Origin of the sequence: Bacillus sp. 5mfcol3.1, assembly GCF_900114335.1 — a bacterium.
GTDB classification, from domain to species: domain Bacteria; phylum Bacillota; class Bacilli; order Bacillales; family Bacillaceae_G; genus Bacillus_A; species Bacillus_A thuringiensis_S.
This window is the reverse complement of sequence record NZ_FOST01000005.1, coordinates 39091-57192: the sequence shown is the minus strand read 5'-3', so window position 1 is coordinate 57192 and position 18102 is coordinate 39091. Positions and strand designations below refer to the sequence as shown.

The window sequence follows — 18102 nt, the reverse complement described above, 5'->3', positions numbered from 1 at the left end:
ATGACGGTTCTATACGAAGGAACATTAAAACAAAATAACGAATCATTTCACGTTACATTACTATCACTAGAGCACATCGAACAAATTTTATCACTACAAAACATTGTAGTTGAAGCACTAGAAGATAAAAGTCGTTTACAACCACTCTCACAAGCAGAATTTCAATACATTCTAGAAGGAAACGGCATGATGATCGGTGCTTTTATCGAAAACGAACTCATCGCATTTCGCGCTCTACTCGTCCCGCCTATCGATGATGAACATTTAGGGCTTAATATTGGTTTGCCAGAAAATGAACTACACCGCGTCATCTATCAAGAAATCTCAAACGTTCATCCGAACTGTCGAGGAAATGGGATGCAAAAAATATTAGCAAACGTCATCATGGACGAATTACAAAAAGAAGATAGCAAATATGATTATGTATGCTGCACCGTTGCTCCTTTTAACATCCCGAGTTTGAAGGATAAATTTGCGCAAGGGATGGAGATTGCTGCGCTGAAGGAGAAGTATGGTGGTAGTCTGCGATATGTTTTTGTGAAGAAATTGCGCGGAGGTAAAGAAAGCGATTGGACGGATGTTCAAAGTATTCTAATGAGTGATGCTAGTGGACAGCAGGCTTTGCTTTCGGAGGGGTATCTTGGGTATGAGATGGAGAAAGTGGATGGAGATTTTGTTGTGAAGTTTGGACGATAATCTATATACTCGAAAAGAGGAGATGTCTGCTGTGACCTCTTCTCTTTTCAATTTGTTGAACAATCCTGTGGTAAATGAAATTATATCAACGATTTTTCGAATATATCTATCATAACTTACAATATATCAACGATTTTTCGAATATATCTATCATAACTTACAATATATCAACGATTTTTAAAATATATCTATCAAAACTCACAATATATCAACGATTCGACAAGAAATATCGATTTACAGACAAAAATCGATATCCCTTCCTAAACTGTCATCTTCCAACTAGATAACGCTAACCAATTCTCCATTTCTTTATAATCAGGCATTATCTTCCCGACAAGACGCCAAAAAGATCGATCATGATTTAAATGAACCATATGACACATTTCATGAACGACTACATAGTCAATTACTCGCTGTGGTGCCATTGCTAGCTTCCAATTGAATGTTAGTTGTAAATTCGAATCGCAAGTACCCCAAGTACGACTACTATCTGTAATACGAATAGAACGTGGTTTTGTCTTAAAGTTACTTTGATGCACTTTAATGCTCTTCTCTACTAAGGTTTTACACTGCTTATAATAAAATCGTTTTAAAGCTTGTTGTATTTTCTCATCCTTAAGCTCTTTCACATAAATATGTAACTTATCACCTTCAAAAATCGCATTGTCTTGCTCAATGCTTACATCTTGGGAAATCTGTATCGGATACGTATTCCCTAAATACAAAAAGCCTTCTCCTTGATCGTAATCCTTTTCCTGTGGTCCACGCGCTCGCTCAGCCATCTCCTTACGGGTTGTCTGAATCCAATCCCACTTTTCCTCTAGCAACTGGACTAAGTATTCAACAGGTGTCCCTTTCGGAGCCTGCACTTCCACATTTCCATACGAATCCACAAAAAGACGCACGGACTTTTTCTTCTTATAAGTTATATGAAAATTAATTGTCTCGCCTAAATATGTATGTACCATTTCATCACCTAGCATAGTATTTTTACAAATAAAAAAGAGTAGGATACGAACGTCCTACTCTACCTATTATATCATTTACTGCTTTAACGAACTCATTATCCTCTATACTTTACACCTAATCCCTTAATGAAATTCCTTGCGTATCTATCGCCGCACTCTTTGTAATTTTTATGACCTTTTTTTCTTAATAGAGCGCCTAACTCTCCTTTTGTTACCGTAACGCCCACGCTATCTAATATATCAAGTACGTCCTCACTCGTTAAAGATAGTGCGATTTTCATTTTCTTTAGAAGAAGGTTATTGGCACTCTCCTTGCTCTGTACAGGTGCAGGCTGCCCTGGTTTCGGATCTTGCTTTCCTCTTTTTAAAGTAATAAATCCATTTAAAAATGCCTCTAACATCATCATATCGCATGTTTTTACGTACTCATCTTCAGCTACCTCATCATTTTCAGCTTCATGCTGAGGAGCTCTCTTTATTTTTGTAAGCATATCAACTACGTCTTCTTTCGTTACTTCCATCCCGCCAAGTTTAAAGATTTCCACCATATCTATATCTTTTATATCTAAAGCGTATCTTACTCTTTTTAATATATCGTTGTTGCTCATTGCCATTGGGTTTCCTCCTGAAATGTTGATTATAGTAATGCTTTTAGCATGTGTAAATTAATGTCGTTAAGTTACTACTTTAACATTTTAGGGGGAGGTTTTGTAGTCTTAACCAAATTTATGATTATAGAGGCTATACTACAATCCAAGCAATAATTTGATTCTATAGAAGGGTTACAGTAACTTTTCGGTTCATTTTTTCTTAGTTCATTAGATCTACATTCTATTTTATATTTGTTAACTATAAAAGCAGTGCATTGATTCCTCAAATACACTGCTCGTCTCTTACATTGTTATATTTCTTCTATACAAACTAGAGTTTATGGGTTTCGATGAATTTTATCCATATAGGAGACTATTGCATATCATAAATTAGCCACTTTCCGTCAACTTTCTTCAAATCAATAGTAATATTGTCAGGATTAGGGCCGTATAAAGGTTTTGGAGAGATATCTATCGTAACTTTTAATTTTGCTCTATCTCCAACTTTTCTTTCTTCTATATTCAATATATCTATTGACGCATTTTTTGGAATTCCAATACGTTTTCCAGCTTCTACATCCCAAGGGAGACTCGGATGTATATACTCACCTGCTTTGTTTAAATCTCTTGATTCAAGAGCTTTAAAAAAGCCTTTTACTGTTTCTTGTGGACTATTATTTTGAATTAGAACGTTAACTAATATAACTATAAACACAATCCCAATTATCCACACGTACCAAGGAGATTTTTTTGCAATTCTTATTAATTTTATGTTTTTATCATTTCTATTTTGGGGCGTAATATCGTTATGGAATTCTCCATTATCAAATAGTTCTTCTGATTCATCCAAATTTATTCTCTCTGTACCACAACTAGTACAGTACTTATTTGTTTTCAATAATTTCTTATTACATGCTGTACAATTCATTATTTTATTTCTCCCTGCCCTATTATTAAAATCAAATCCCCAAAGTTTCACATATTAATTTTCTATTATTTTCAATTTTTTTGATGTAGTAGCATTAAAATTACCTGATGAATCCAATTCTGTATGATAAATGTACGTTTTGACTCTAAAATTTTTATGTGGAAACTTTTTATTTACAGCACTTACCACTAAATTGTTAATTTCATTTCCGATTTTCACAGCTTCTTCTACCGTAGACTTATTATCAACTCGAACTTTTATCGGAAAATCAGCTGTATAATACATATTTGGATTATCATACAGCGTTGCTTGAAATAAAAATGGGGCTAATCCGGTTTGTTCAATAAGTAAATCCTTCGTATCATAAACTTTTATATTTGCAATATTCTTTCCTACTTCCGATCCTGCCTCTGCATCAAAGGGTTCTAATTTCTCGTTAGCAACACTTGTTTCATTTCCTACCGCCTTACCCTTATAATTCATTTCAATAAATTTCACATTACCATCCCGGTCACAATCCAACCAAACAGTACCTTCTTTATTTTTGAAAGCCCCATCCACACTTACAGATATGCTACCGCCCCCAGTCCCTGAAAACTTCTCAATCTGCACACTTTCCGCATCATTTCCTCGAACATCATATTTTGCATACCCTTCCGCCTCAGTGCCTTCTGATTCAATTTTAGTACCTAACATAATATCAAGACCTAATAATTTGAAGGCATCCTTATACTTCAAATCTTTTGGCTCTAATAATTCAATCTTAATATGATTAATAATTTTCCCATCACTTTCAAATGTATATTTAGCATGATTATCTACATATAACCATCTAGTTTCCTCTTTTGTTCTTGGGGATGAAAGCGTTCTCTCTAAATCTTCAAGTCGATAAGTTTTTTTTAGGTACATTGCTATTCCACTTAAATTTGAAGTCGAAATATCATTGCTCTCATTCGTCATAATTTTCTTCTCATCTTGCTTAACATTTTGGCTTACTTCTTTTGTTGGTACTGATTCTGTTAATTTTTGACAACCCGATGTAATTAATCCTGCTGTAAGTAAAGCTATTAATACTTTCTTCATAATTTCCCTCCAATTAAAATAAAAAAATTCTGGTAGCTCCTATAAGAAAAAATCTTCAAATCAGAAGAAAATTCCACAGTACTCTAAAATTATTATCGAATATTTAAAAATAACTATTATTCAAAAGATCTTCATACCAATACTAAATAATTAACTTTATAAATTATGTCGAAAGAAGTCGAAAAACAATATTTTTATAATCGGAAATTCAGATTTATTTTTTCCTCTGTTAAATTAATTAATTTAAACATAAAATAGGACCTCCTTACATGCACTCTGCATGTAAGGAGGTCCTATTTAGATAAAAATCATACATTTTCTTAACTTGATGGCCATGCTCAAATAAAGAGATTTTTTATTTCTGTCTATTATTCAGATTACATTTCATACCTCGATAGAGCCTAATGTACTCTACTCCAGCTCTTGTCATTTTTCTCCTTACGAGTATTCGTTATTCATTATATTCTCAAAGACTTCTTTTTTCAGCAAGCAGACTGTATCAACAAAAAAAGTTACATTCACAAAAAAACTCAAAACTAAATAAAATAACTACCCACAAATTAATACAGTCCATTTTCCTCTATCTTCAGAGCGTTAAACCGTCTCACTATCCTGAGCCATACCAACACTATCCTCAAACCTATCCAACAAAGCACGCACCTCATCAGTAGATTTCGTACTCATCAATTGATTTCTCAATTCAGCAGCTCCAGGGAAGCCTTTTACATAAATTTTGAAGAAGCGGTGAAGCCCTGTGATTGAGCGTGGCAGTACTTCTGCGTATTGATCTTGAAGATCAAGTTGTAGTCTTAAAAGATCTAGATGTTCTTTACTGCTATGCTCTCTTGGCTCTTTTTCAAAAGCAAATGGATTTTTGAAGATGCCTCGTCCGATCATTACGCCATCAATGCCGTATTTTTCAGCAAGTTCCAGCCCCATTTTACGATCAAGGATGTCTCCATTGATTGTTATTAACGTATTTGGTGCAATGCGGTCACGTAATTTTTTTATTTCCGGAATTAGTTCCCAATGCGCATCTACTTGGCTCATTTCCTCTCTTGTGCGTAAATGAATAGAAAGGTTTGCAATATCTTGTTTGAAAATGTGCGTTAACCAATCTTCCCACTCGCTTAACTCTTTAAAGCCAAGTCTTGTTTTTACGCTGACAGGTAGTCCGCCCGCTTTTGCTGCTTGGATAAGTTCTGCTGCAACGTCTGGACGTAGAATAAGACCACTGCCTTTTCCTCTTGATGCTACATTCGGTACTGGGCAACCCATATTAATATCGATGCCTTTAAATCCTAGTTCTGCCATACCGATACTCATTTGACGGAAGTATTCAGGATTATCTCCCCAAATATGTGCTACCATCGGTTGTTCATCTTCTGTAAAAATCAAACGGCCACGTACACTTTTCATACCTTCTGGATGGCAATAGCTATCCGAGTTTGTAAACTCTGTGAAGAATACGTCCGGACGACCTGCTTCACTTACTACGTGACGGAAAACAACGTCTGTCACATCTTCCATTGGTGCAAGTACGAAAAATGGTCGTGGTAATTCACGCCAAAAATTATCTATCATTTCAAATTCAAATCCTCTCACTATGAATACAATTTCAAAATCTCAATTTATAATTTGTGAAAATCAGCAATATTTATTTTAACTAAAATCGCTTATGAATGGTATTTTTGTAAACCAAAAAGCAGGTGGTATAGATTTTTTCTATATCAACTGCTTTCCTATTATACTAACTTAAGCCAAGCCACACACTCCACATGCGTCGTATGCGGGAACATATCAACAGGTTGTACTTCCTGTGTTTTATATCCACCTTCTTCTAGTACTTTTAAGTCACGTGCTAATGTTGCTGGGTTACACGATACGTATACGACGCGGTTTGGCTTCATGTCGATGATTGTGTTTAGTAATGCTTCGTCACAGCCTTTACGCGGTGGGTCTACGACCATTGTGTCGGCGATTACGCCTTCTTTGTACCATTTTGGAATGACTACTTCTGCTTCTCCTACGCCAAATTCAGCGTTTGTCATATTGTTTAGTGCTGCGTTTCGGTTTGCGTCTTCGATTGCTTCTGGGACGATTTCAACGCCGTACACTTTTTTCGCTTTTTGCGCTAGGAATAACGAGATTGATCCGATTCCGCAATAGGCATCGATTACTGTTTCGTTACCATTTAATTTTGCGTATTCTAACGTTTTATCGTATAGCACTTTCGTTTGTTCTGGGTTTACTTGATAGAATGAACGTGCTGAAATCGCAAATTTAATGTCACCGATAAAGTCATAAATATATTCTGATCCGTATAGTACTGTAGTTTTGTCTCCGAAAATTACATTCGTACGCTTCGTATTTACGTTTTGAACAATCGATTTTACTTCTGGGAATTTCGCTGCAATTTCTTCAATGATTGCTTTTTTGTTCGGCAATTCTGCTGTACGCGTAATGAAGACAAGCATAATTTCCCCTGTTACTTGTCCGTAACGAGCCATTACGTGACGAAGTGTTCCTTTGTTACGCTCTTCGTTGTACGCATTGATACCGTGCTTTTCACAAATACGTTTTACTTCTTGAATTAATGTATCGTTTTCTTCTGCCTGAATTAAGCATGATTCCATATTAATGATGTCATGCGTTCCTTGGCGATAGAAACCAGCTACAAGTCCGCCTTCACGTTCTCCGATTGGTACTTGTGCTTTATTGCGATATACCCACGGGTTCTTCATGCCAAGTACAGGATGAACAGGAACATCACCTAGTCCTCCGATACGCTGCATAACGTCACGTACTTGTTTTTCTTTCGCTTGTAACTGTCCTTCATAAGTTAAATGCTGAAGCTGACAACCGCCGCACTGGTTATATACTGGGCATTCTGCATCTTTACGATATGGACTTTCTGTATGAAGCTTCATTAAACGACCAAATGCGAAGTTTTTCTTCACTTTAATAATTTTAATTTGCGCTTCTTCACCTGGTAATCCGTTTTTAACGAAAATAGGATAGCCCTTTACTTTCGCAACACCGGCACCATCATGTGTTAAATCTTCAAATACTACATCTATAAACTCGTTTTTCTCAACTGGTGGCGTCATTTTAGTACTCATTTTCCGACCTCTCTTTTTCATAACACTGCGTTACATTTTATCATACTTATATGGTCTTTTTCTATTGGAAGAAAAAAAGCTATTGACGATAGTTCTCTGTTAATGTTACGCTACTACTAATTTAATACGGACGATGTTACCTCATATATACTTGATAATATGGATCGAGAGTTTCTACCCGGCAACCTTAAATTGCTGGACTATGGGGAAAACTAATGAATATTAGCCTATGCGCAAAAAAGGACTCATATTGATTAGCTTTCTCTCATAGATGAAAGTGAATCCATATGGGTCTTTTTTTATTTTTATTTTTCTAAAAGGTCAGACATCTTACGTATGACATAAAACCTCGTTCTTTTATTTTTAGTAATATAACGAGCATTTTATGTACAAACTTTATACGAACTTCTGAAAGGGGCAACTACATGCAATATGTAATGAGCATTATCGGTATTCTTGCCGTGTTAGGTTTATGTTTTGCTTTGTCAAACAACAAAAGTAAAATCAACTTCCGTGCAATTGCAATTATGATTGGTTTCCAAATTTTAATCGGTTGGTTTATGTTTGCTACAAAGGTTGGTCAACAAATCATTATTTTCATTAGTAAAGTTTTCAACAAACTAATTAAACTTGGTACGACAGGTGTCGATTTTCTCTTTAATGGAATTCACAGAGATTTTGTCTTTTTCTTAAACGTATTATTAATTATCGTATTTTTCTCAGCACTACTTTCAATCTTTAGTTATTTAGGTGTTTTACCATTCATCGTTCGCGTTGTCGGCGGTGCTATTTCAAAAATTACTGGTTTACCACGCGTTGAATCATTCCACGCAGTAAACTCTGTATTCTTCGGTTCAAGTGAAGCGTTAATCGTTATTAAAAACGATTTACAGCATTTCAATAAAAATCGTATGTTTATCATTTGTTGTTCTGCGATGAGCTCCGTTTCTGCTTCTGTTACAGCATCATACGTAATGATGTTAGATGCAAAATACGTACTAGCAGCTCTTCCGCTAAATTTATTCTCAAGCTTAATCGTTTGTTCGTTATTAACACCAGTTGATACGAAAAAAGAAGATGAAGTGATTCAGAAATTTGATAGAACTCTATTCGGAGACAGCTTTATCGGCGCAATGATTAACGGTGCACTTGATGGTTTAAAAGTCGCTGGTATCGTTGCCGCATTAATGATCGCCTTTATCGGTGTGATGGAAGTTGTAAACTACGTAATTAGTGCAGCTTCAGGCGCAATGGGACATGCTGTTACTTTACAACAAATCTTCGGTTACGTACTTTCTCCATTCGCATTCTTAATGGGTATTCCAACTCAAGATATTATCCCAGCTGGTGGTATTATGGGTACGAAGATTGTTTTAAATGAGTTTGTAGCAATCCTTGATTTAAAAGACACAGCTACAACATTAGCTCCACGTACAGTTGGAATCGTTACAGTATTCTTAATTAGCTTCGCAAGTATTAGCCAAATTGGTGCAATCGTTGGTACAATCCGTGCCCTTTCTGAAAAACAAGGAAGCGTTGTTTCTAAATTTGGTTGGAAAATGCTATTTGCATCAACACTTGCTTCTATTTTATCTGCGACAATCGCTGGATTGTTTATTTAATAAAAAACCACCTTACTTTAACAAGTAAGGTGATTTTTTTGATTCTTTATGAAACCGAACGGAATTCGACTACTTCCTCGTTACTAATAAGTTTTCCTTCGTGTATGCCTTTTACTGAAATAACCATAACAGATTTATCTTCTCCTTCAAGCTTTCCTAAAGAGAATAAATAGATTAAATTTTCTTTTTGTAACATCCATTGTTTGCCATTTACTCGACCTAATATTCTTTTTTCTGAAGATGGCTTTATTTCTCCAACATACTGACATTCTCCAAAAGAAGTTTTTATTATATTCTTCTCTGTATCAATTACCAGATGCTGGAATAGTTCTAGGTTTCTACTTGAAACAATTTCAATTTCATGGTTACTTTTTTGCTTAAATTGAAGTTTTCCATCACTTGTATTAGATAAACTACTATTCTCAACGGCGTTTCTAAAAAAGTGATATTCTTCTTCTGTAATACCAAAGTTAGGATGATACGGCTTCACCTGTTTATCTATATGCCCTGATATGTAGTTTACGTACCACTCTTTATCATTCTTCACATGATCACTCATCTTTTTAGTAATAACCTCTACTTTTTTACGTGTATCACGATCCATCTCTAGTGTCATGATATCCGCCGTTACTTCCGCATTCATAAGATGCGATGGAATATACTCTTCCACACTATTCGCTTTACTCACTTCACTTTGGCAACCAACTATAAATAGTGATATGAAAAAGATATATATTATTTTTTTATATTTCATTTCTATTCTCCACTCCATACATTATTCTTACTTAGTTTTATAGGGGTTTTTATTATAGTATAAAATCTTTATATTTTAATAAAATCCATATCTGTATGCAAAATTGCATATCAATAAGTCTTCTTCTTACTTTAAAATTAGCTTAAATTACTTTCCAAATTATACAAATAACAAGTTTAAAATGTTATAATTTTCAAAAAAAAAAAAACATCGGAGGATATTATGAAAGCCCACGCAATTTTCGATTTCTTACATTTACTAGTCTTAACGCTGAAAAGCTATTATGTATGGGGAATGCCTATCTATGTCTTCATTATTCCTCTTATCTTTGTAGTCGGTTATATCATTATTAATTCTAATAAGAAACAAAAAAATACATCTATTCAAAGTCACTAATCTATTACCTTAATAGCCTCCTAAAAATCATATTCCCCTCATTTTCTTCAAATGATATGATGAACAAGGGTATATCCCCACCACTCTTATAGCGGTGGGGATTTTAATGTCAATATGCAACATACTACACAATAGAAGGTGATTTTCATGAGAAAATACGCAGCAATTGCTTTATGTACGTCTGCCATTCTAGCAGGCTGTAATACTAACAATGTAAGTCTAGAACCTAAAAAAGAGAAAACGGCTCAAGGGATTAAGAAACAAGAAGAGACTGTGCAAAAACAAGGTAAAATCTCATATAATGCAGTTACACACGAATCTACAAACACAAGTATTCATATTACAGACATAAAAGATTCTTTAAATGAAGTACAATATAAAATTTGGCGCACAGCTGATGGCAAGGAAAGTGCTAAATCTTTTTCTTCTAAAGAAAAAGAGAAGCAATTCACACTTCCTTTTGATATAAAGGAATTTGAAGGAAAACGCGGTGAGTTCCAAATTGAAGCAACAGGAATGAAAGAAGATGGGAAAACAATCCCGCTTACGAAATCTACTATTACTTTCGAACAAAAGTTTCCTGTTCTTATGTATCACGCAATTGATGATTATCATGGTCAAGGTATTAAAGACTTATTCGTATCACCAGCTAACTTTGAAGCACAAATGAAACATTTAAAGGACAATGGTTATACGCTGTTAACGTTTGAACGCTGGGGCGATATAAATAAAGTAAATAAGCCGATTTTCGTTACATTTGATGACGGTATGAAAAATAATATGAATGCATTTCGCGTTTTACAAAAGCTAAAAGATGATACTTTTAAACCGGCAGCAACAGAATATATGATTGTTGATAACGTCGATGTAGAAGGAGCATTGTCTACTTCTGAAATAAAAGAAATGGTTGATTCCGGCATTTTCTCGGTGCAATCTCATACTGCAACACATGCAGACTTACCGAAAATTACAAACTATGAGGAAGAGTTAAAAGGTTCAAAAGAAAAACTAGAAAAAATAACAGGTAAGCCTGTTATCGCGATTGCTTATCCATTCGGTCATGTAGATGATAAGGTTGTTACAGAAACGAAGAAGTATTATCAATTTGCGACGACGACAAAGCCTGGGCAATTCATTACGAAGGGTGAACCTGATGAATTGTTAAAGATGAAGCGCGTTCGTATACACCATACAACGACTGTAGAGCAGTTTGCTTCTTCAATTAAGTAAATATAAGGGCTCAATACATTTTGAGCTCTCTTTTTACTTTATATTTATATATATTTTTAGAATTTTCTTGTATTATATATAGTAAGAAATCTTTCAAATTAAAGGAGATTATACATATGTCATTTGAACAAACGTTAGAGAAATATGCTGCTCTTGCAGTTAATGTTGGTGTTAATATTCAACCTGGACAAACTTTATCAATTAGTGCACCTCTTGAAGCTGTACAATTTGTACGCCTCGTTACAGAAAAAGCATATAAATCTGGTGCAAAACACGTATATGTAGATTGGAATGATGAGACGTTAACACGCTTAAAGTTCGATCTAGCTCCTGAAGAAGCTTTCGCTGAATTTCCATCTTGGAAAGCACATGCTCGTGAAGAATTAGCAAAAGAAGGCGCTGCATTTATGTCTATCTATGCAGAAAACCCTGATTTATTAAAAGGTGTAGAAGCATCGCGTATTGCAACAGCTCATAAAGTAGCTGGAGAAGCAATGAAAGTATACCGTGATTACGTACAAGCAGATAAAGTAAGTTGGTGTGTCATTTCTGTTCCTACGAAAGAATGGGCTGCGAAAGTATTCCCTGACGTAGCGCCAGAAGAACAAGAAGCAAAGTTATGGGATGCTATTTTCAAAGCTACTCGTGCTGATTTAGAAAATCCTGTAGAAGCATGGAAAGAACATGATGAAACATTACATACAAAAGTGGATTACTTAAACGAAAAGCATTATAAAGCTCTTCACTATACAGGTCCTGGAACAGATTTAACAATCGAACTTCCAGAAAAACATGTATGGGCTGGTGCTGGTAGCTTAAATGAAAAGAACGTACCATTTATGGCTAATATTCCAACTGAAGAAGTATTTACAATGCCACTTAAAACAGGTGTAAACGGCCAAGTTTCTAGTACAAAACCGTTAGTATTTGCAGGTAATATTATCGATAATTTCACGTTAACATTTGAAAACGGGCGTATCGTAGACTATAAAGCTGAAGCTGGTGAAGAAGCTTTAAAACATTTAGTAGAAACAGATGAAGGTTCTCACTTCTTAGGAGAAGTAGCTTTAGTACCTCATGACTCACCAATTTCAAACACAAATGTTTTATTCTACAATACACTATTTGACGAAAATGCATCTTGCCACCTTGCAATCGGAAATGCTTATGCATTTAACTTAGTTGGCGGAAAAACAATGTCTAAAGAAGAACTTGCTGAAAACGGCGCAAACGCTAGTATCACACACAACGACTTCATGATTGGATCAGCTGAGCTTGATATTGACGGTATTACTGCTGATGGCAGACATGAGCCTATCTTCCGTAAAGGTAACTGGGCGTTTTAAATTTATTACCATAAAGAAACACATTGGATAATCCAATGTGTTTCTTTATTTATTTGGTTTCAATTCAAATTTTATCGTTCTATTTTCATGCGTAAACTCCGGTCTATATGTAGCGATATACGTATTTTCTTTCGCTACGTCAAATAGCATGATATCTTGAATTTTTTCATCTGGTGCTAACTTTTTACTAATAAAGCTATCAGGGTTATTATATTCTTTAAATCTTGTACCTTTCTTATCGGTAATCTCAAATTCATAAAATGCAAAAGGTATTTCCTTTTTACTATTATTTTCCACTTTGAAAATAACCCCCAAAATCTCTTCTTTCTTTTTATCCTCATCATAATCCGGATATCCTAATTCAACTGAATCGATAGTTACTTGCAAACCATCTACGTCTACTGTCTCCCCTATTTTATACACTTTATCTTGAACATCTTCTTGTTTACTTTCATTACTATCTTTAGTCTCAGTGCAAGCACTTAAACTAAAAGCTATGCCAAAAATTAAAACAATTTGACTCACCTTTTTTAACATACTCTTTCCTCCACATAAGACAATATTTCATATGTATCATAACAAAACGCTTTACTCTTTCTTGTCATATTTTGTCGTATTAATTGCTAACTGCACAAATAGAAAAAAGCTATCTTCTACAAAAGATAGCTTTCATGATGCCGATGAAACCTTAAGCCCAATGACACCCAAAACAATAAAGAGAATACAAAATGCTTGGAATAAGCTAATATGCTCTTTAAAAAAGTACACACTAATGATTGTAATAAGTAACGTTCCAACGCCAGACCAAATGGCATAAGCAATACTTAAATGAATCTTTTTAACGACGATAGCAAACACGCTGAAACAAATTCCATAAAATACGAAAATAAGTACACTTGGAACGAGCTTTGTTAAACCATTTGATAGTTTCATTGCGATTGTTCCAGCTACTTCAAAAATAATTGTAACAAGTAATAATAGCCAATATACCATACTAGAATCTCCTTCTCTGTTACCTTATAGAGATTCTAGTATACTACTTATAGTCCTAATGAAATATATTTAATTTCTAAATATTCCTCGATGCCGAAATGGCCTCCTTCACGGCCGATACCACTTTCTTTAAATCCACCGAATGGTGCTTGTGCAACTGATGGAAGACCATCGTTTAGACCAATAATACCGTACTCTAGCGCTTCACTAATTTGGAATGCTTGGCTAATGTCTTTCGTGAAAATATACGCAGCTAAACCGTATGGTGTATTATTTGCACGTTCAATTACTTCATCAACTGTTTTAAATTTCGCAACTGGTGCCACTGGCCCAAATGTTTCTTCATTCATACAAAGCATCGTATCATTTGCCAACCCAATTACAGTCGGTTGAATGAAATGTCCCTCTAACTCTGCGACCTTTTGACCACCATATAAAACTGTTCCACCTTTTTGAATAGCATCTTCAATATGTTCTTGTACTTTTGAAACTGCATTCTCATCAATAAGTGGCCCGACAGTCGTTCCGTCACCGAAACCGTCTCCTACTTTCAACTGCCCTACTGCCTTTTGGAACTTCTCTACAAATACTTCGTATACTTCTTCTTGAACGAATACTCGGTTTGTACATATACACGTTTGTCCTGCATTACGGAATTTCGAACCAATCACCGCTTCTACTGCTTTATCTAAATCTGCATCATTCATTACGATAAACGGAGCGTGTCCCCCTAACTCAAGCGAAACTTTTTTCATCGTTTGCGCCGCACTAGCCATTAACTCTTTCCCAATTTCCGTTGACCCTGTAAAGGACACTTTTCGAACGCGACCATCTTCCATCCATGTATCAGCAATTGCTTTTGCACTACCTGTTACGATATTGATTACGCCCTTTGGAATATCTGCTTCATGGGCTAATTCAGCTAATTTCAATGCAGTTAATGGCGTTTGACTTGCTGGTTTCACAACGGCTGTACAGCCTGCTGCAAGCGCTGGGGCTACCTTTCTCGTAATCATAGCAGCTGGGAAGTTCCAAGGTGTAATAGCTGCCATAACGCCAACTGGTTGCTTCATAACTAAAATGCGCTTATTCGGATGAGAAGCAGGAATCATTTCACCGTATACGCGTTTCCCCTCTTCTGCATACCATTCAACAAAACTGTTTGCATAATTTACTTCACCAAGCGCTTCTGCAAACGGCTTTCCTTGTTCCTTCGTCATAACCGCTGCGATCTCTTCTTTATTTTCATCAATAAGCGTAAACCACTTTTTTAACTTCGTGGCACGATCTGCTGCCGTTAACTTAGACCACGTTTTAAAAGCTTCATGCGCAGCATCAACAGCTTGCTTTGCCTCTGTTACTCCGCCTTTTGGTACAGTTGCAAATATTTCCTTCGTCGCAGGATTATTTACTTCAATTTGTTCTTGTAGTGTAATCCACTCACCATTTATATACATCGCCTTTTTATCTATACTTACGAAAGTCGCCTTTTTATCCAATGTTTTCTTCCTCCTCTATGAACTTCTTAATTTTCCTAGTAGCAGCAGATTGACTAATTTGCAAAAACTCAGCCACTTTATAACTTGATCCATACGTTTTATACGCTTTAAGAATAATATTTCTCTCTACCTCTTCCAGCATTTTATAAAGGCTTTGCCCCGATTGTTCAACTGCAGCCTCTTGCATAGAGAGTGGCAAATCCTCTACCGTTACAACATCATCGACAGTAATAACAATTCTCTCAATTACATTCTCTATCTCTCTATTGTTTCCTTCCCATGGATATCCGACAAACATTTGTAATGTACCCGGTGCTAGTTTCACATCACGTCCGTACTTTTTATTAAAGTGCTGCAAGTAATGATAAATAAGCGGTAAAATATCTTCTGTTCTTTCCCTAAGCGGGGGAATTGCAATTGGAATGACATTCAGACGATAGTATAAATCTTTCCGAAATGTTCCTTGTTTCACCATCTCGCTTAAATCTCTATTTGTTGCCGCCACAATTCGAACATCTACTTTTTTTAATTCTCTTCCGCCTATAGGACGAAATGTTTTTTCTTGCAATACTTGCAAAAGCTTCGCTTGAATTTCAATCGGCATTTCACCGATTTCATCTAAAAAAAGAGTTCCTTTATGCGCGGATTCTAATAGTCCCTTTTTCCCTTCACGATTCGCACCTGTAAAAGATCCACCTGAATATCCAAAGAGCTCCGATTCAATTAAATTAGTTGGCAATGCCGCACAATTAATTTCATAGAAACTTTCATTCTTACGGTGACTCACTTCATGTAAATGGCGTACTAATCGGCTTTTTCCTACTCCAGTCTCGCCTAAAACGAGAACAGTACTATCCACTACAGATACTTTTTTGATTGTATCGACTATTTTTTGCATAGCTAGACTTTTAAAAATAAGTCCTTCATGCTCATATGTTTCTCTTAATTCTTTTTTATATGTTTTTAGCTGATTATCCATTTCCTCTACCTTTTGACGTAATTGATAGAGTTCAGTAAGGTCGCGAGAATAACTAATCACTCTTCTTAAATTTCCCTCATCATCAAAAACAGGCCTTGTACGAACGTGTAAATACTCTCCTGATTTTGTAGTTTGAACGAGTTCAATTGGCCTCTTTTTTTCAATCACTTCTAATGTCGCTGATGGATAAAAGATTCCATCCTTTTGTAGTTCTTTTACATGCTTACCAACTAACTCTTCTGCAGCTAGTTGGTAGTGCCTTTCACATGTACTATTTACACGCACAACGATCCCTTGCTCATCTGTAACAAAAATTTCGTCAAACGCATATTCAAATACATCTTTTAAATCCATTAACACTCGTTCCTTTTCTGCAACCATCCTAGCCACCCCTAACTTCAAATCCATCGATCCACTTCACTATCTTTATTATAAAGCGAATTTTCTGAATTTAATATAGAGTCAGCTAGAATGTTTGCTATTTATACTTCAGTTTTTAAACGCGAGCGATGTTCGTTTGCTCATAACAAGCTTGCAATGATTCTTCAATTATTGTTAAACCTTCTTCAAGTTGCTCATCTGTAATAACTAAAGGCATTAACACACGGATAACATTTCCATACGTTCCTGCTGATAATAAAAGTAACCCACGCTTATTTGCTTCTGCACATAGATTAGCCGTTAACGTTTTGTCAGGTGCTTTCGTCTTACGATCTTGAACGACCTCAAATGCACACATTGCTCCTAACCCACGCACATCACCGATGCAATGATATTTATTTTTCATCTCTTCGAATCGGTTCATTACGACTTTTCCTAATTCTATCGCTCTATCATTTAATTTCTCATTTTCTATTACATCGAGAACAGCTAATGCAGCTGCACATCCTAATGGACTTCCTGCATACGTTCCACCAAGTTCACCTGGTGCAGATTCATTCATAATTTCTTTACGTCCAATGACACCACTTATCGGTACACCAGCCCCTAATGATTTAGACACTGTAATTAAATCTGGAACGACATCATAGTGATCAATTGCAAAATATTTTCCTGTACGACTAAAGCCTGTTTGTATTTCATCCGCTACAAATAAGATGCCGTTCTCTGAACAAATGCGGCGTACTTCTTGAACAAATTTCTTACTTGGGACGATAAATCCACCTTCCCCTTGAACAGGTTCCATTACAACAGCTGCAATTGTTTCTGGTGCTACTTCCGATATGAAGAAGTTCTTAAACTCTTCAATAATAAAATCATCATACTGCTCTTCCGTTAATCCCTCTGGGCGACGATATTCGTATGGAAATGGCGCTTTATATACTTCTGGAGCAAAGGGACCAAACCCAAATTTATATGGCTTCACTTTACTTGTCATCGTCATTGTCATTAATGTACGACCGTGGAAACCTTTAGAAAATGCGATAATACCAGGTCTCTTCGTATATTTACGAGCGATTTTCACCGCGTTCTCAACTGCTTCTGCACCACTATTTAAAAATAGGACTTGCTTATCGAAACTTCCTGGTGCCAATGCCGCAAGCTTTTCTGCTAATTCAATATATGGCTCATACATCATGACATTAAATCCAGTATGAATGTATTGATCGACTTGTTTATGGAGCGCTTCTTTAACCGTTGGATGACAATGCCCTACGTTAATTGTCCCGATTGCTCCTGCAAAATCAATGTACTGATTGCCATCAACATCTGTTACAAGAGCACCATTTGCAGATTGTACAAACGTTGGGATGCCGTTACTTACTCCTTTTGGTACTATATTTTGACGGCGTTCTAATAAAGATGCCGCTTTCGGTCCTGGAATTTGTTCATTTACTTTAGCAAATTTTTTTGTGTTCATTGCGTACCCCATCCTTTTCTTTACATTGTTTTCTC

The 18102-nt window shown here is 35.7% G+C and carries 17 protein-coding genes and 1 riboswitch; of the genes, 5 read left to right on the top strand and 12 right to left on the bottom strand.

The genetic code is table 11. The features are described from left to right. On the top strand, positions 1–696 hold the full coding sequence (locus BM089_RS22985; protein WP_090978180.1) for an N-acetyltransferase: 696 nt from the start codon (positions 1–3) through the stop codon (positions 694–696). A gap of 260 nt (positions 697–956) precedes the next feature. Here the strand turns inward: BM089_RS22985 and BM089_RS22975 are convergent, their stop codons facing one another. The 6 genes from BM089_RS22975 to rlmD all read right to left on the bottom strand — a co-directional run bounded on the left by BM089_RS22975 (position 957) and on the right by rlmD (position 7387). Further along, the gene (locus BM089_RS22975; RefSeq protein ID WP_000233764.1) at positions 957–1664 is read right to left on the bottom strand and encodes a M48 family metallopeptidase; all 708 of its coding nucleotides are present in this window, start codon (positions 1662–1664) and stop codon (positions 957–959) included. Between the two features lie 95 nt (positions 1665–1759). Beyond that, the gene (locus tag BM089_RS22970; RefSeq protein ID WP_001251702.1) at positions 1760–2278 is read right to left on the bottom strand and encodes a YehS family protein; all 519 of its coding nucleotides are present in this window, start codon (positions 2276–2278) and stop codon (positions 1760–1762) included. 349 nt (positions 2279–2627) lie between these two features. Then, positions 2628–3182, bottom strand: a complete 555-nt coding sequence (locus BM089_RS22965; RefSeq protein ID WP_000995851.1) for a zinc ribbon domain-containing protein — start codon at positions 3180–3182, stop codon at positions 2628–2630. Between the two features lie 54 nt (positions 3183–3236). Then, positions 3237–4265: a hypothetical protein gene (locus tag BM089_RS22960; protein ID WP_090978178.1), complete on the bottom strand. Its 1029-nt coding sequence runs from the start codon at positions 4263–4265 to the stop codon at positions 3237–3239. A 594-nt stretch (positions 4266–4859) separates the two neighbouring features. Next, positions 4860–5849, bottom strand: a complete 990-nt coding sequence (locus BM089_RS22955; RefSeq protein WP_090978176.1) for a tRNA dihydrouridine synthase — start codon at positions 5847–5849, stop codon at positions 4860–4862. A gap of 161 nt (positions 5850–6010) precedes the next feature. After that, on the bottom strand, positions 6011–7387 hold the full coding sequence (gene rlmD / locus BM089_RS22950; protein WP_078401480.1) for a 23S rRNA (uracil(1939)-C(5))-methyltransferase RlmD: 1377 nt from the start codon (positions 7385–7387) through the stop codon (positions 6011–6013). Positions 7388–7508: 121 nt separating this feature from the next. Then, positions 7509–7610, top strand: a riboswitch (purine riboswitch). A 202-nt stretch (positions 7611–7812) separates the two neighbouring features. Between rlmD and BM089_RS22945 the strand changes: the two genes are divergently transcribed. Further along, positions 7813–9009 carry a NupC/NupG family nucleoside CNT transporter gene (locus tag BM089_RS22945; protein WP_001200494.1) on the top strand — a complete coding sequence of 399 codons (1197 nt, stop codon included), beginning with the start codon at positions 7813–7815 and terminating at the stop codon, positions 9007–9009. 46 nt (positions 9010–9055) lie between these two features. On the opposite strand, the gene BM089_RS22940 is transcribed toward BM089_RS22945, so the two are convergent. Next, positions 9056–9763 carry a hypothetical protein gene (locus BM089_RS22940; RefSeq protein ID WP_075719055.1) on the bottom strand — a complete coding sequence of 236 codons (708 nt, stop codon included), beginning with the start codon at positions 9761–9763 and terminating at the stop codon, positions 9056–9058. A gap of 222 nt (positions 9764–9985) precedes the next feature. On the opposite strand from BM089_RS22940, the gene BM089_RS31200 reads away from it, so the two are divergent. The 3 genes from BM089_RS31200 to BM089_RS22930 all read left to right on the top strand — a co-directional run bounded on the left by BM089_RS31200 (position 9986) and on the right by BM089_RS22930 (position 12735). Next, complete coding sequence (locus BM089_RS31200) at positions 9986–10159, top strand: hypothetical protein (RefSeq protein WP_000643592.1); 174 nt, start codon at positions 9986–9988, stop codon at positions 10157–10159. 147 nt (positions 10160–10306) lie between these two features. After that, complete coding sequence (locus BM089_RS22935; RefSeq protein WP_075719053.1) at positions 10307–11389, top strand: polysaccharide deacetylase family protein; 1083 nt, start codon at positions 10307–10309, stop codon at positions 11387–11389. A gap of 116 nt (positions 11390–11505) precedes the next feature. Next, entirely contained in the window at positions 11506–12735 is a 1230-nt protein-coding gene (locus BM089_RS22930) for an aminopeptidase (RefSeq protein ID WP_000007349.1), read from the top strand. Between the two features lie 45 nt (positions 12736–12780). On the opposite strand, the gene BM089_RS22925 is transcribed toward BM089_RS22930, so the two are convergent. The 5 genes from BM089_RS22925 to gabT all read right to left on the bottom strand — a co-directional run bounded on the left by BM089_RS22925 (position 12781) and on the right by gabT (position 18067). Beyond that, the gene (locus BM089_RS22925) at positions 12781–13272 is read right to left on the bottom strand and encodes a DUF4352 domain-containing protein (protein ID WP_000915102.1); all 492 of its coding nucleotides are present in this window, start codon (positions 13270–13272) and stop codon (positions 12781–12783) included. Between the two features lie 132 nt (positions 13273–13404). After that, on the bottom strand, positions 13405–13728 hold the full coding sequence (locus tag BM089_RS22920; protein WP_000263262.1) for a DMT family transporter: 324 nt from the start codon (positions 13726–13728) through the stop codon (positions 13405–13407). Between the two features lie 47 nt (positions 13729–13775). Then, a complete protein-coding gene (gene gabD, locus BM089_RS22915) occupies positions 13776–15227 on the bottom strand; it encodes an NADP-dependent succinate-semialdehyde dehydrogenase (RefSeq protein ID WP_090978174.1) in 1452 nt (483 codons plus the stop codon). After that, the gene (locus tag BM089_RS22910; protein WP_053565389.1) at positions 15220–16587 is read right to left on the bottom strand and encodes a sigma-54 interaction domain-containing protein; all 1368 of its coding nucleotides are present in this window, start codon (positions 16585–16587) and stop codon (positions 15220–15222) included. The genes gabD and BM089_RS22910 overlap by 8 nt, the downstream gene beginning before the upstream one ends. A gap of 115 nt (positions 16588–16702) precedes the next feature. Beyond that, positions 16703–18067: a 4-aminobutyrate--2-oxoglutarate transaminase gene (gene gabT / locus BM089_RS22905; protein ID WP_001093019.1), complete on the bottom strand. Its 1365-nt coding sequence runs from the start codon at positions 18065–18067 to the stop codon at positions 16703–16705. Positions 18068–18102 lie beyond the last annotated feature (35 nt).

Excerpts from the sequence above, each read along its gene's own strand:
- BM089_RS22985 (WP_090978180.1), top strand. The coding sequence starts at position 1 with ATGACGGTTCTATACGAAGGAACATTAAAACAAAATAACGAATCATTT.
- BM089_RS22975 (WP_000233764.1), bottom strand. The coding sequence starts at position 1,664 with ATGGTACATACATATTTAGGCGAGACAATTAATTTTCATATAACTTAT.
- BM089_RS22970 (WP_001251702.1), bottom strand. The coding sequence starts at position 2,278 with ATGGCAATGAGCAACAACGATATATTAAAAAGAGTAAGATACGCTTTA.
- BM089_RS22965 (WP_000995851.1), bottom strand. The coding sequence starts at position 3,182 with ATGAATTGTACAGCATGTAATAAGAAATTATTGAAAACAAATAAGTAC.
- BM089_RS22960 (WP_090978178.1), bottom strand. The coding sequence starts at position 4,265 with ATGAAGAAAGTATTAATAGCTTTACTTACAGCAGGATTAATTACATCG.
- BM089_RS22955 (WP_090978176.1), bottom strand. The coding sequence starts at position 5,849 with ATGATAGATAATTTTTGGCGTGAATTACCACGACCATTTTTCGTACTT.
- rlmD (WP_078401480.1), bottom strand. The coding sequence starts at position 7,387 with ATGAGTACTAAAATGACGCCACCAGTTGAGAAAAACGAGTTTATAGAT.
- BM089_RS22945 (WP_001200494.1), top strand. The coding sequence starts at position 7,813 with ATGCAATATGTAATGAGCATTATCGGTATTCTTGCCGTGTTAGGTTTA.
- BM089_RS22940 (WP_075719055.1), bottom strand. The coding sequence starts at position 9,763 with ATGAAATATAAAAAAATAATATATATCTTTTTCATATCACTATTTATA.
- BM089_RS31200 (WP_000643592.1), top strand. The coding sequence starts at position 9,986 with ATGAAAGCCCACGCAATTTTCGATTTCTTACATTTACTAGTCTTAACG.
- BM089_RS22935 (WP_075719053.1), top strand. The coding sequence starts at position 10,307 with ATGAGAAAATACGCAGCAATTGCTTTATGTACGTCTGCCATTCTAGCA.
- BM089_RS22930 (WP_000007349.1), top strand. The coding sequence starts at position 11,506 with ATGTCATTTGAACAAACGTTAGAGAAATATGCTGCTCTTGCAGTTAAT.
- BM089_RS22925 (WP_000915102.1), bottom strand. The coding sequence starts at position 13,272 with ATGTTAAAAAAGGTGAGTCAAATTGTTTTAATTTTTGGCATAGCTTTT.
- BM089_RS22920 (WP_000263262.1), bottom strand. The coding sequence starts at position 13,728 with ATGGTATATTGGCTATTATTACTTGTTACAATTATTTTTGAAGTAGCT.
- BM089_RS22910 (WP_053565389.1), bottom strand. The coding sequence starts at position 16,587 with ATGGTTGCAGAAAAGGAACGAGTGTTAATGGATTTAAAAGATGTATTT.
- gabT (WP_001093019.1), bottom strand. The coding sequence starts at position 18,067 with ATGAACACAAAAAAATTTGCTAAAGTAAATGAACAAATTCCAGGACCG.